Genomic DNA, 13465 nt, shown 5'->3' with positions numbered 1-13465 from the left:
GTTCCGGCGAAGGCTTTGAAAGGCGGGCATTCTAGCCAAGTTGTTGCCGGTCTGCATGATGCAGAGCGAGTTGTCGGATGAGGCGCGGGGCAGCGCCTGCCAAACGCTTCACTTCACGGTGATGGAGCAGTCAAAGGTCTGCTCAGGTGCAACCTCGGGTGCCCAGGGTTGTTGATAGACCATCATCAGGTGGCCGGTACCCTTGTCCGCCGCTTTGTAGCGCCAGACGGATTGTCCGCCACTGCCAATCACTTCCTTGCCTTCGGTGGCGTACACCTCTGGCCCCAGGCTGCGCAGAATGCCTTGGGCAGGGTTCTGGGTCAGCCAGCGAAAACCGGTGGTGGGATTGCTGGGCAGGGTGAGGATCAAGGTCTGTCCAGTGCTCAATGTGAGCGGACAGTCACTTTTGCTGTCGATGGAAACAATGTTTTTTGGCGTTTGTGCACAAGCGGCCAGCAGGGCGAGGCTCAGCGGTGCAATAAGTCTGGCAACAGTCATGGCAAGGTCCGGTTTTGCGTGACGATGTTGCGAGGATAACCGATCAGGGTTTTCGAGGGGAGCGTATGGCCCGCTTGCGGCGCAAGTCCTGAGCGGGTCGATACGTACAAGGCCTGTCCGGCCATGCTGACGCCGCGCAAGTCTGCGCAGGCGCCAGCGTCAGGGCTTAGAACAACACTTTCGCTACATCGGCAAAGCGCTTGGCGAAATGAACCGTCAGGCCTTCCTTGAGGTAGTCAGGCAGCTCCTCGAAATTGCCACGATTGGGCTCCGGCAGGATCAGCTCATTGATCTTCTGACGACGGGCCGCGATGACTTTCTCACGCACGCCGCCAATCGGCAGCACATGACCGGTGAGGGTCAGTTCGCCGGTCATCGCAACGCCTTTCTTCGGCGGCTGATTGCGAGCCAGGGACAGCAGGGCGCTGGCCATGGTCACACCTGCACTTGGGCCGTCCTTCGGTGTAGCGCCTTCAGGAACGTGCACATGCACGAACGCTTCATCAAAGAACTTCGCGTCGCCGCCAAACTTCGACAGGTTGGAACTGATGTAGCTGTAAGCGATTTCGGCCGACTCTTTCATCACGTCGCCTAACTGCCCGGTCAGCTTGAAGCCGCGGTTCAACGTGTGGATACGTGTTGCTTCGATCGGCAGCGTCGCGCCGCCCATACTGGTCCAGGCCAGGCCGGTGATCACGCCGGTGCCCGACAGTACCTGCTCGCTGCGGAACAACGGCATGCCCAGTGACGCTTCGAGGTCTTTCGGCGCGATCTTGATGGTTGAATCAGGAGCGTCCAGCAGTTTGACGACAGCTTTGCGCACCAGCTTGCCGAGCTGCTTCTCCAGATGCCGTACACCGGCTTCCCGCGCATAACCTTCGATCACGGCGCGCAGCGCACTGTCGCTGATGGTCAGCTTGCTCTTCGCGACGCCGGCCTTTTCCAGTTGCTTGGGCCACAGGTGGCGCTTGGCAATCGCGAGTTTTTCTTCAGTGATGTAGCCGGACAGGCGAATCACTTCCATGCGGTCAAGCAAGGGGCCGGGAATCGAGTCCAGAGTGTTGGCTGTGCAGACGAACAAGACCTTGGAGAGGTCGAGACGCAGGTCCAGATAGTGGTCGAGGAATTCGACGTTCTGTTCAGGGTCGAGTGTTTCAAGCAGAGCAGAGGCCGGGTCGCCTTGATAGCTTTGACCCATCTTGTCGATTTCGTCGAGCATGATGACCGGGTTCATCACCTCTACATCCTTGAGCGCCTGAACCAGTTTGCCGGGCTGGGCACCGATGTAAGTCCGACGGTGACCCTTGATTTCGGCCTCGTCGCGCATGCCGCCCACACTCAGGCGATAGAACGGTCGTCCGAGGGATTCGGCGATTGAGCGGCCGACGCTGGTCTTGCCCACGCCTGGCGGTCCGACCAGCAGTACGATGGAGCCGCTGATCTCGCCTTTGTAGGCGCCCACGGCGAGGAATTCGAGAATCCGGGACTTGATGTCGTCCAGCCCTGCGTGGTGCTTGTCCAGGACTTTGCGGGCGTGCTTGAGGTCCAGTTTATCCGCGCCATACACGCCCCACGGCAGGGAACTGGCCCAGTCGAGGTAATTGCGGGTCACGGCGTATTCGGGCGAGCCGGTTTCCAGGACCTTAAGCTTGCCGATCTCCTCGTCGATCTTTTTCCGCGCCTGCGGTGGCAATGTCTTGCCTTCCAGGCGTTGCTCGAACTGCTCGATATCAGCGCTGCGGTCGTCCTTGCTCAGCCCCAGTTCCTGCTGAATGACCTTGAGCTGCTCTTTAAGGAAGAACTGACGCTGATGCTCGCCAATCTTGCGATTGACCTCGGCGGAGATCTCTTTCTGCAGGCGTGCGACTTCGACTTCCTTGCGCAGCATGGGCAGAACTTTTTCCATGCGCTTGAGCATGGGCACGCAGTCCAGCACCTGCTGGAGCTCTACGCCGGTCGCCGAAGTCAGCGCGGCGGCAAAGTCGGTCAGCGGGGACGGGTCGTTCGGGCTGAAGCGATTGAGGTAGTTTTTCAGCTCTTCGCTGTACAAGGGGTTGAGCGGCAGCAGTTCCTTGATCGCGTTGATCAGTGCCATGCCATAGGCTTTTACTTCGTCAGTAGGCTCGTTCGGCTGCTGCGGGTATTCGACCTCGACCAAATACGGCGGGCGATGGTGCTTGAGCCAGGTGCGGATGCGCACCCGGCTCAGGCCCTGCGCAACAAACTGCAAGCGCCCGTTTTCACGGCTGGCATGGTGAACCTTGACCAAAGTGCCATACTCCGGCAGCGCATTCGTGTCGAAGTGACGCGGGTCCTCCTGTGGCGTGTCCATGAAAAACAGCGCCAGCGAGTGGTGGTCGGACTTGCTCACCAGTTCCAGCGTCTCGGCCCACGGCTCTTCGTTGACGATTACCGGCAAAACCTGCGCCGGGAAGAACGGGCGATTGTGGATCGGAATGATATAAACCTTGTCCGGCAAATTCTGGCCGGGGAGGGCAAGTGAGGTGCTATCGGAACTCAGCGAAACGTCGAGCTCGGCTGCGTCATTCGGCAAATCTGGCGAGTCTGTTTGCGGATCGCTCATGGGGCACCTGAAAAGTTGTACATGGCTCTTAGATGGGGCACGCACCCTCAGGTTTCAATGGGTTCGGTCGATAGTGTTGATAGGGACAATAAAACTGCTGTTTTCCGTGTCTTGTGGACGTGTCGTTGTCGCCAAGGCAGGCCTTTTTCTTTGCGGCGTTGCCGTTGTGGAACGAATCGGTATGACCAATGTATTTTTCTCGGCAGTTATTGCTGGACTGTTGACGGCCGCGGCGGCGAGCGCTTCAGCCGCGACCCTGACGGCACAGTTGCTCGACAAACAGGGCAAGCCTTTGGCCGACGCTGTGGTCACGCTCAAGGGACCGGCAGATCCGTCCCCTGCCGTGCTCAAGGCCTCCATGGACCAGCGTGACCAGGAGTTCGCGCCTCGCGTGCTGGCTGTTCATACCGGTACACAGGTCAAATTTCCCAACAGCGACAACATTCGCCATCAGGTCTATTCCTTCTCGCCCGCCAAGCGCTTCGAACTGCGGTTGTACGAAGGGACACCATCGGACCCATTGCTGTTCGACAAGCCTGGCGTGGTGGTGTTGGGCTGCAATATCCACGACTGGATGGTGGGCTACATCTATGTCACGGACGATCCCTGGTTTGGTGTGACTGATGGCAATGGGCAGCTCAAGCTGGACCAGATGCCAGCCGGTCATTACGCGGTCACTCTTTGGCATCCGCAAATCGAAGACATGCAGCCAGTGGCGGGCGCTGAGTTTGATCTGCCTGCTGCCGGCCTGACGCAGCGCTTCACATTGCCCGTCGAAGTAAAAGCCGACGACAAGCCTTCCCGTCCCGCTGCGGGTGGTTTTGGTGATGCCTTCCACAAGGCCGCTCATGAATGAATCTTAAAATCAGCTTCCAGGCGCGTATTGCCGGAGTATTGATCGCACTGCTGATCATCGTGGTCGCTGCGGTTTTTGTGGCGGTCAAGGTCGCGACCGGCGATGCGGTACGCACGCAGGCGCAGGCTCAGCTTGAGGTCGGTAGCCGTGTGTTCGAGCGGCTGATCGACCTGCGTGGCAAGCGCTTGCGTGACGCGGTGCAATTGCTGGCAGCCGACTTTGGCTTTCGTGATGCTGTAGCCAGCGCGGACGCGTCGACCATTCGCTCGGTGTTGCTCAACCATGGCAAGCGTATCAATGCGACTGACATGTTCCTGTTGGGTATGGACGGCGTCGTGGTCGCCAGTACCGTAGCAGCGGTGCCGGAAGGCTCCAGGTTCGTCTACGACCAGGCGTTGCGCACGGCCAAGCGCAATAGTCAGTCAGTGCTGATTGTTCCTGGCGGCGGCACGCCACACCTGTTGGTCGAGAGCACCGTACTGGCACCGTTGCCCATCGGTCGTGTGGTGATGGGGTTTACCATCGACCGCGATATCGCAGAAGAACTGCGTTCGCTCAGCGGCCTGGAAGTGTCGTTTCTCACCGTCGAAAACGGCGAGTCCGGCGACCTGATCACCACCCAGCCAGAAGCGTTGCGCGCAGGCGTCATCGACCTGATGCGCAACTCATCCGGCGGTCAGATGCGTGTGACCGAGCAGTCCAACCTGAACTTCCTCAGCCAGACATTGATGCTGGCCAACACGGGCGAGGTCAAGGACGGACAAGTCATCGCTTTGCTGCAAAGCCCTCTGGACAAAGCCTTGCAGGCCTTCGCACCGCTGGATGAAAAGATTTTCTGGATATCGATGGCCGCCTTGCTGGCATCGCTGATCGGTACCCTGGCCCTTGCCCGCAGCGTATCACTGCCGGTGCGGGCGCTGGCCATCGCAGCCAAGCGTATCGGTGACGGCGATTATGAAACCCCAGTGAACATGGCGCGCAGTGATGAGCTGGGCATGCTGGCCGATGCGATCAATACCATGCAGCACGGTATTGCCGTGCGTGAAGGGCAACTGGCGCACAACGCGTTGCACGACAACCTGACCGGTCTGCCCAACCGCGCGCTGGTGATGGAACGTCTGGGCAGCTCGATTGCCGCCGAACGCCCAGTGGCTTTGCTGTACCTGGGGATCGAAAACCTGGCCGCCATCAACGAAAGCGCGGGCGCCGAAGGTGTCGAGCAACTGCTGCGTGAAGTGGGTCAGCGTCTGCAGAGTAACCTGCGCGCCGGTGACACCGTGGCCCGGTTGACCGCCAACGAATTTCTGTTGCTGCTTGATCACACCACCAGCGACGGTGCGGTGGCCACGGGCGACGCCTTGCAACGCATGCTCAGCGCGCCTCAACGTATCGACAACCATGACGTCACCCTCGAATGCTGCATGGGCATCACGGTCTACCCGGATAACGGCGACTCTGCTCAGGAACTGGTCAACCGTGCTGCGATTGCGCGCAAGGACGCTGCGTTCCTGCCCGGTCGCCTGCAGATCTATCAGGACGGCAGTGACCTGGCGCATCAACGTCAGATCAGCCTGATCCGCGATTTGCGCAAAGCGCCTCAGAACGGCGAACTGACGCTGCATTACCAGCCCAAGCTGGATATTCGTCAGGGTTACGTACGCCAGGCCGAAGCCCTGCTGCGCTGGAGTCACCCTCAGTTCGGTAATGTCTCGCCAGCCGAATTCATCGTCCTCGCCGAGCGCACAGGCAGCATTCATTTGCTGACCAATTGGGTCATCGAAGAAGCGATGCGTCAGTTGGCCGAATGGCGCCAGCGCGGGCTGGTGTTGCAGGTGTCGGTGAATATTTCTGCGGATGACCTGTTGGGCGATGACTTGGCCGGTTTCGTCATGCAACTGCTCAAACGCTACAACCTGCCTGCCGAACAACTGGTGTTCGAGATCACTGAAAGTGCGGTCATGAGCGAACCGGAGAAAGCGCTGGTGGTGCTGCATCGTCTGCGTGATTGCGGCATCAGCCTGTCGGTTGACGATTTTGGGACCGGCTATTCGTCGCTGGCTCACCTGAAACGTCTGCCGGTGCAGGAACTGAAAATCGACCAGTCGTTTGTGCGCAACCTGGATAAAACCAGTGAAGACGCGGTCATCGTGCGTTCGACCATCGAAATGAGCCACAACCTGGGGCTCAAAGTGGTCGCTGAAGGCGTCGAGTATCAGCACAGTCTGGATCTGCTGCAGCGCTGGCATTGCGACACAGCTCAGGGTTACCTGATCAGCCGACCTCTGGCTGCTTCTGCTTTTGAGGCATGGATGGCCAAAACCCAGGTCTCCCCTGGCCTTATGGTGAATTGATATGTCCTACAGAACCTCGCTGTTGCTGGGCTGTGCATTGGCTACCGCTGCGCCTCTGGCGTTGGCCGACAATGGTCGTTTGATCGCTACGGGCGGAGCCAGCAATATCGAAGGTAATGCGGGGGGCGGGATCACGCCGTGGGCGGTGATCACTGGCTACAGCGAGCAGGGCGAGTGGGGTGCAACCGCCTTCGCCACGCACATCAACCTGCCTGACTACAACCTCGATGTGGCCGGTATGGCCCTGGCTTACGGCAACCGTGTCGAGCTGTCCTATGCGCATCAGCGATTCGACATCAGTTCGTTGCAACACAAGCTGAGTCTGCCAGACGATAACCTCAGCCAGGATGTGTTCGGCGTGAAAGTGCGTCTGTTCGGCGATGTGATCTACGGCGACTTGCCGCAAGTGTCGCTGGGTATTGAGTACAAGCACCAGAACGATTTCCTGATCCCGAGCCTGGTCGGCGCGCAGCGTGATGCCGATGTCGAAGGCTACCTGACAGCCAGTCGACTGTTCATGGGCGCCGCCTTTGGTTACAACGTGTTGGTTAACGGAGGCGTGCGTTACAGCCGTGCCAACGAAACCGGTTTGCTGGGTTTTGGCGGTGATCGGCGTGACACCCGTAGCTTGCTCAAGGAGGGCTCCGTTGCCGTGCTGTTCAACCCGCGCTGGGCGCTGGGTGTCGAGTACCGTGAAAAGCCTGACAATCTTTCGTTTGCAGGGGAAAGCGATTGGGCTGATGTATTTGTCGGTTACTTCCCCAACAAACACCTGTCCTTCGTGCTGGCCTACGCCCGTCTGGGTGAGATTGCCACGCTGGACAACCAGAACGGCACCTATCTGTCCGTGCAAGGGAGCTTCTGATGAAGCGTTTGTTGATCTGTCTGACGCTCGCCCTGCTGGTCGGTTGCGCTCAGCAGCCTGCGAAGGATGACAGCCTTTATCAGGACCTGGGCCAGCGTGCGGGTATCCAGCGGATTGTCGAAGGCATGTTGCTGAACATTGCCAAGGACGAGCGCATCGTCGAGCGCTTTCGCAAGGTCAATATCGTGCGGTTGCGTGACAAGCTGGTTGAGCAGTTCTGCGTCGAGGCTGGCGGCCCGTGCCGTTATACCGGCGACAGCATGGCCGAATCACACAAAGGCCAGAATCTGACACCCAGCGACTTCAATGCCCTGGTCGAGGACCTGATTGATGCCATGGATGCCGAGAAAATCCCGGTCCCGGTGCAGAACCGTCTGATTGCCCGCCTGGCGCCGATGCGTGGCGAAGTGATCGGCAAATAGCGTCACGTCACGGTCAGGGTAACCAGTTGGCACTCAGGCGGCATTCAGCTCAAGCGCGTCAGATACCCAGGCGCTTCCTGCTCTGGCAGTACTGAAAGCACTTTCAGGCGTTGCAGCATGCGTTGCCGGGCGCGTTGCAAGTGCTCCTTCAGGTTGAGGGCGGCGGCGTCGAAGGCGCCGTGCAGCAACAGCTCAAGGATCATGCGGTGCTCGGCCAGCATGGCCTCGTCTGCGCCGATGCCCAGTAGCCGATAAAAAATCCTGTTGATGATCATCGGGCTTTGCGCCTGGCTGATCAGCGTCACGATCTTGCGATTCTGCAGGCCGCTCAGGCACTGCTGATGCAGATCATCTTCGATGCGCTCTATCTGTTCGAGGCTGCCGTGTTCGGCGGCCTGCGCCTCGATGACTCTGGCCAGCATCGCCTCCAGCGTCTCGCGGCTCAGGTTGGGTGCGGTCTGGCGCAGCGCTTCCGGTTCAAGGCAGGCGCGCAGTTCGTAGTCATCGGTCACTTCGCGGGCTGTGAGTGGCCCGGCCAGCCATTGAGAGTAGGGCTCCTTTTCAACCAGTCCGCGGTCGCGCAAGCGCATCAGTGCCTCACGCACCACGGTGCGACTGACGCCGTAATGCTCGGCCGCGCTTTGCTCATCCAGACGGTAGTGACCGAAAGCGATGCAGGCCGACAGCGCTGCACCAATCTCGTCGTAGATGCGCTCGCCAAGCGGGCGGGTGTCCACCAGCTCTTCGTTGCTGTCCAGACCGAACTGTTTGTGGCTCAGGCTCAGGCGCAGCGGCTCTACGTCGAGATGATCCGGGTTGACGAGGTAGCCGCGACCGTCGAAGCGGCTGATCAACCCGTCTTCATGCAGCAGGTTGAGTGCTTTGCGCACCGGCACCCGGCTGGTGCCGAACAGTTCTGCCAGCGGTGCCTCAAGCAGCACCAGTCCATTGGCGGCCGCACCCGTGGTGATCGCGTTACGCAAGACCTCACGGATCATGGCGTAGCGCGACGCGGTGCGCTGGTCCTCGTCTGACATCGGTTTCATACACTTCTGGCGATTGACGGGCGATTCTCGCACAGATACGCCAGTGTCACCTTGAGGTACATCGGGATGCTCGGTCATGGCGCCCGCCGTTACTTTTCTGCACTAAAATGTATCTTTTAAAAAAGATACATTATTTCTTTATGACAATCCGTCATGCCGCGCTTTTGCGCTTTGAACACTGTTGAGCTTTGAAGGAAAGGCTTCTAGCACAGCGTTTTCGCGTTTATTGGCCTCAGTAAGGCATTGATCAGTCCTCGGCTGCGTGGAAGATTGGCATGGAATCTGCCTTTGTTAAATGTACATTTTATGAATAAGTACATTTTAAAGGTGCGCCATGTCATTCACGAGTACGGTTGCGTCTGGCACTGCCAACGATGCATGCGCGATGGCCAGGGATTTCGCCGAGGGTCGTAGTGATCCTGCGCAAGTTCTGGATCAGGCGCTGCATCTGGCTGCGCAGCAGGAGCATGTATTCATTTCCATGAGCGTCGAGCGTGCACGCCGTGAAGCCGAGGCGTCGGCGATACGCTGGCGCCACGGCCAGCCGCTGGGGCCGCTCGACGGTGTGCCGGTCGCCTGGAAAGACCTGTTTGATGTGGCGGGTTCGGTGACCACCGCAGGTGCTGCGCTGCGCAAGAAGATGTCTGCTGCTTTACTCGATGCGCCGACGGTGGGGCTGCTCAGCCGCGCCGGCATGGTCAGCCTGGGCAAGACCAACCTCAGCGAGTTCGCCTATTCCGGGCTGGGCCTCAATCCGCATTTCGGTACGCCGATCAACCCGGTGAGTGACGGTGTGCTGCGCATCCCCGGCGGTTCCTCATCGGGTTCGGCGGTTGCCGTGGCTGCCGGGATCGTGCCGATTGCGATGGGCACCGACACTGCAGGCTCGATCCGCATTCCGGCGGCTTTCAACGGTCTGGTGGGGTTTCGCAGCACCAGTCGTCGTTACAGCCGTGACGGCGTGTATCCGCTGGCGCTGACGCTGGACAGCGTCGGTCCGCTGACTCGTAGCGTGCGCGATGCGCTGGTGATCGACGATCTATTGTGTGCTCGCAGCAAACCCACGTCACTGACGCCGCGCAGCCTGGCAGGCCAGCGTTTTCTGGTGGATCAGGCGGTGCTGGACGATGAGCGGGTCGAGCCTTGCGTTCGCAACAACCTGCTGTGGGCCATCGTCAAGTTGCGCGAAGGCGGTGCATTGGTTGAAGTTCAGCCCTGTCAGGCGTTTCAGGCCACATTGCAACTGATCCAGCAGCAAGGCTGGCTGGGTGCTGCCGAAGCCTTTGCCTTGCATCAGCCGCTGCTCGACAGCGCCGCGGCCAGCCAGCTCGACCCGCGTGTGCGCAACCGTCTCGAAGCGGCGCGAAACATGCCCGCCAGTCTTTTGATCAATCTGTACAGCGCGCGCGAACGCCTTCAGGAGCAATTGAGCCTCGAACTCGACGGTGCGCTGCTGATTACCCCAAGCGTCGCCCATGCGGCGCCGCCGCTTGCGCCTTTGCTCGCCGACGACGAGCTGTTTATCAAGACCAACCTCGCCACCCTGCGCCTGACCATGCCCGGCAGCCTGCTCAATATGCCCGGCGTCTCGTTACCCAGTGGTTGTGACGCATCGGGCTTGCCGACCGGCTTGCTGCTCAGCGCGCCCGCCGGGGAAGACGCGCGCCTGTTACGTGCCGCGCTGGCTGTCGAAGCGCTGCTGAATACCCCTTGAATGACCTGATCTTTGCAGATCGGCTGCCGCGCTGACGGCCCCAACGCCGGTCTTATTACCCTGCTGGAGAACCAAGATGGCTAAAGAAATTTTGTGTGCGTTTGGTGTGGACGTGGATGCGGTAGCCGGCTGGCTCGGCTCGTACGGTGGTGAGGATTCACCGGACGATATCTCGCGCGGGCTGTTCGCCGGTGAAGTCGGCGCGCCGCGCTTGCTCAAGCTGTTCGAGCGTTACGGGCTGCGCACCACCTGGTTCATTCCGGGGCACTCGATGGAAACCTTTCCCGAGCAGATGAAAGCGGTGGCCGATGCCGGTCATGAAATCGGCGTGCATGGCTACAGCCATGAAAACCCGATTGCGATGACGCCCGAGCAAGAAGAAATCGTTCTCGACAAGTCTATCGAGCTGATCACTCAGATGACCGGCAAGCGTCCGACGGGTTACGTCGCACCGTGGTGGGAATTCAGCAATGTCACCAACGAGCTGCTACTCAAAAAAGGCATCAAGTACGACCACAGCCTGATGCACAACGACTTCCATCCTTACTACGTTCGGGTCGGTGACAAGTGGACCAAAATTGATTACAGCCAGCATCCGGACACCTGGATGAAGCCGCTGGTGCGCGGTGAAGAAACCGATCTGGTGGAGATCCCGGCCAACTGGTACCTGGACGACCTGCCACCGATGATGTTCATCAAAAAGGCACCCAACAGCCACGGTTTCGTCAACCCGCGCCATCTGGAAGAGATGTGGCGCGATCAGTTCGACTGGGTCTATCGCGAGCATGAACATGCGGTGTTCACGATGACCATTCACCCGGACGTGTCCGGTCGTCCGCAGGTGCTGTTGATGCTTGAGCGTCTGATCGAGCACATCCAGAGCCATGCAGGCGTCAAGTTCGTCACGTTTGACGAGATCGCCGACGACTTTGTGCGTCGCAACCCACGTAACCGTTGATTCTTAGCCCTGTCCGAGGCATCACTCATGTCCATTTACAATAAGCTCGACCTGACCGGCTGGAAGCCAGAGCAATTGACGCCGGAGCAAGTGCGGTTCGCCACATGGATAGCGTTTTTCGCGTGGGTGTTTGCGGTATATGACTTCATTCTGTTCGGCACGCTGTTGCCGGAAATCGGGCGGCATTTTTCATGGAGTGAAGTGGAGCAGGCCGAAATCGCGACCTGGGTCGCGGTGGGTACGGCCGTTGTGGCGTTGGCCATCGGCCCGCTGGTTGATCGCCTTGGACGGCGTGTAGGCATCATTTTTACCGTGAGCGGCTCGGCCATCTGTTCGGCGCTCACGGCCATTGGCGGCTCGTGGGGTAAATCACCGCTGATCTTGATCCGCTCGCTGGGCGGGCTGGGCTACGCGGAGGAAACCGTCAATGCGACGTACCTGAGCGAAATCTATGCGGCATCCGACGATCCGCGTCTGGCCAAACGTCGGGGCTTCATCTACAGCCTGGTGCAGGGCGGCTGGCCGGTGGGTGCGTTGATTGCTGCCGGGCTGACCGCTGTGCTGTTGCCGATCATTGGCTGGCAGGGCTGTTTCGTGTTTGCGGCAATCCCGGCCATCGTCATCGCGATCATGGCGCGCAAACTCAAGGAGAGCCCGCAGTTTCAGATTCATCAACGTATTACCCAATTGCGCAAAAAGGGTGACGTGAGCCAGGCGCAGGCGGTGGCTCAGACCTACGGCGTCGACTACGAAGAACATCGCAAGGCAGGCTTTGCGGCTGCGTTCCGTGGCACTTCGCGTCGTGCAACGCTGGTGATTGGCGCGGCCATTCTGCTCAACTGGGCGGCGATCCAGGTGTTCAGCGTGCTGGGCACTACGGTGATCATCAGCGTCCATCACATCTCGTTCGAAAACTCGCTGATCATTCTGGTGCTGTCCAATCTCGTCGGTTATTGCGGCTACCTCAGCCACGGCTGGATGGGCGACCGCATCGGCCGTCGTAACGTGATTGGTCTGGGCTGGATGCTCGGTGGTCTGGCTTTCGCGGGCATGCTTTATGGGCCTAGCAACATGGCGATGGTGGTCGGGCTGTACAGCCTGGGCCTGTTCTTCCTGATCGGGCCTTACTCGGCTGCGCTGTTTTTCATCAGCGAAAGTTTCCCGACCAGTATCCGCGCCACGGGCGGCGCAATCATCCATGCGATGGGACCGCTGGGTGCGGTCGTTGCAGGCTTTGGCGCCACGTCGGTACTGAGTGCGGGCGGTGACTGGCAGACCTCGGCGCTGTACTTCGGCGCGCTGCCTTGTTTCCTGTCTGGCGCGCTGATGTTCGCGGCTCGCCACGTGCGCCCTGAAACCGTCAAATAAGGAGTGATGCATGACTCGTAAAGTAGCGTTGGTAACCGGTGCTGCCAGCGGCATCGGTCAGGCCCTGGCTGTCGCCTTCGCCCGTCAGGGTGTAGCGGTGGCGGGCGGGTTTTATCCCGCCGACCCGCATGACCCTGACCAGACCCGTCGCCTGGTGGAGGAGGCGGGTGGCGAATGCCTGATGGTGCCGCTGGATGTCACCAGCACCGAGTCGGTCGATGACCTGGCCGCGCACGCCATCGAGGCCTTTGGCCGGATCGATTATGCGGTAGCCAACGCCGGTCTGCTGCGTCGTGCGCCGCTGCTGGAAATGACCGATGAGCGCTGGAACGAGATGCTTGATGTCGACCTGACCGGGGTCATGCGTACCTTTCGCGCTGCGGTTCGGCACATGGGCGAGGGCGGCGCGCTGGTGGCGATTTCATCGATTGCCGGCGGCGTCTATGGCTGGCAGGACCACTCCCATTACGCCGCCGCCAAGGCCGGTGTGCCGGGGCTGTGCCGCTCGCTGGCGGTAGAGTTGGCAGCCCGTGGCATCCGCTGCAACGCGGTGATCCCCGGCCTGATCGAAACGCCGCAGTCCCTCGACAGCAAGAATTCCCTGGGGCCTGAGGGTCTGGCGCAGGCCGCCAAAGCCATCCCGCTGGGACGGGTCGGGCGTGCGGATGAAGTGGCGTCGCTGGTGCGTTTTCTGTGCAGCGACGAGGCCAGTTACCTGACAGGGCAAAGCATCGTGGTCGATGGCGGTCTGACCGTCCGCTGGCCGGAGTGAGGGCCGACACTCACGCACTGTGCGAAGTGTG

The 13465-nt window shown here is 60.0% G+C and carries 11 protein-coding genes; 8 read left to right on the top strand and 3 right to left on the bottom strand.

Annotated features, from left to right (window positions below; translation table 11 throughout):
• Positions 1 to 108: 108 nt before the first annotated feature.
• Both KDX37_RS16210 and lon read right to left on the bottom strand, forming a co-directional pair.
• The gene (locus KDX37_RS16210) at positions 109 to 498 is read right to left on the bottom strand and encodes a protease inhibitor I42 family protein (protein ID WP_231653696.1); all 390 of its coding nucleotides are present in this window, start codon (positions 496 to 498) and stop codon (positions 109 to 111) included.
• Between the two features lie 166 nt (positions 499 to 664).
• Positions 665 to 3082 (bottom strand): endopeptidase La, encoded by a 2418-nt coding sequence (gene lon, locus KDX37_RS16205; protein WP_231653695.1) that lies wholly within the window; start codon positions 3080 to 3082, stop codon positions 665 to 667.
• 181 nt (positions 3083 to 3263) lie between these two features.
• Between lon and KDX37_RS16200 the strand changes: the two genes are divergently transcribed.
• From KDX37_RS16200 to KDX37_RS16185, 4 genes are read left to right on the top strand one after another with little or no spacing between them, the layout of a single operon-like run.
• Complete coding sequence (locus tag KDX37_RS16200) at positions 3264 to 3938, top strand: methylamine utilization protein (protein ID WP_231653694.1); 675 nt, start codon at positions 3264 to 3266, stop codon at positions 3936 to 3938.
• The gene (locus KDX37_RS16195; protein WP_231653693.1) at positions 3935 to 6289 is read left to right on the top strand and encodes a bifunctional diguanylate cyclase/phosphodiesterase; all 2355 of its coding nucleotides are present in this window, start codon (positions 3935 to 3937) and stop codon (positions 6287 to 6289) included. The genes KDX37_RS16200 and KDX37_RS16195 overlap by 4 nt, the downstream gene beginning before the upstream one ends.
• A gap of 1 nt (position 6290) precedes the next feature.
• On the top strand, positions 6291 to 7154 hold the full coding sequence (locus tag KDX37_RS16190) for a DUF3034 family protein (protein ID WP_231653692.1): 864 nt from the start codon (positions 6291 to 6293) through the stop codon (positions 7152 to 7154).
• Positions 7154 to 7576: a group I truncated hemoglobin gene (locus KDX37_RS16185; protein ID WP_231653691.1), complete on the top strand. Its 423-nt coding sequence runs from the start codon at positions 7154 to 7156 to the stop codon at positions 7574 to 7576. Before KDX37_RS16190 ends, KDX37_RS16185 begins: the two co-directional genes overlap by 1 nt.
• Positions 7577 to 7620: 44 nt before the next feature.
• On the opposite strand, the gene KDX37_RS16180 is transcribed toward KDX37_RS16185, so the two are convergent.
• Positions 7621 to 8613, bottom strand: a complete 993-nt coding sequence (locus KDX37_RS16180; protein ID WP_406642560.1) for a GntR family transcriptional regulator — start codon at positions 8611 to 8613, stop codon at positions 7621 to 7623.
• A gap of 343 nt (positions 8614 to 8956) precedes the next feature.
• Here KDX37_RS16180 and KDX37_RS16175 point away from each other — a divergent pair, with 343 nt between their 5' ends.
• The 4 genes from KDX37_RS16175 to KDX37_RS16160 all read left to right on the top strand — a co-directional run bounded on the left by KDX37_RS16175 (position 8957) and on the right by KDX37_RS16160 (position 13434).
• Positions 8957 to 10336, top strand: a complete 1380-nt coding sequence (locus KDX37_RS16175) for an amidase (RefSeq protein WP_231653690.1) — start codon at positions 8957 to 8959, stop codon at positions 10334 to 10336.
• A gap of 76 nt (positions 10337 to 10412) precedes the next feature.
• Positions 10413 to 11294 carry a polysaccharide deacetylase family protein gene (locus KDX37_RS16170; RefSeq protein WP_024695135.1) on the top strand — a complete coding sequence of 294 codons (882 nt, stop codon included), beginning with the start codon at positions 10413 to 10415 and terminating at the stop codon, positions 11292 to 11294.
• Between the two features lie 27 nt (positions 11295 to 11321).
• Complete coding sequence (locus KDX37_RS16165) at positions 11322 to 12662, top strand: MFS transporter (RefSeq protein ID WP_231653689.1); 1341 nt, start codon at positions 11322 to 11324, stop codon at positions 12660 to 12662.
• 10 nt (positions 12663 to 12672) lie between these two features.
• Entirely contained in the window at positions 12673 to 13434 is a 762-nt protein-coding gene (locus KDX37_RS16160; RefSeq protein ID WP_231653688.1) for an SDR family NAD(P)-dependent oxidoreductase, read from the top strand.
• Positions 13435 to 13465: the final 31 nt, after the last annotated feature.

Source organism: Pseudomonas californiensis (assembly GCF_021147775.1).
GTDB classification, from domain to species: domain Bacteria; phylum Pseudomonadota; class Gammaproteobacteria; order Pseudomonadales; family Pseudomonadaceae; genus Aquipseudomonas; species Aquipseudomonas californiensis.
The sequence above is the reverse complement of the archived record's forward strand: the minus strand, read 5'-3'. Positions and strand labels throughout refer to the sequence as shown.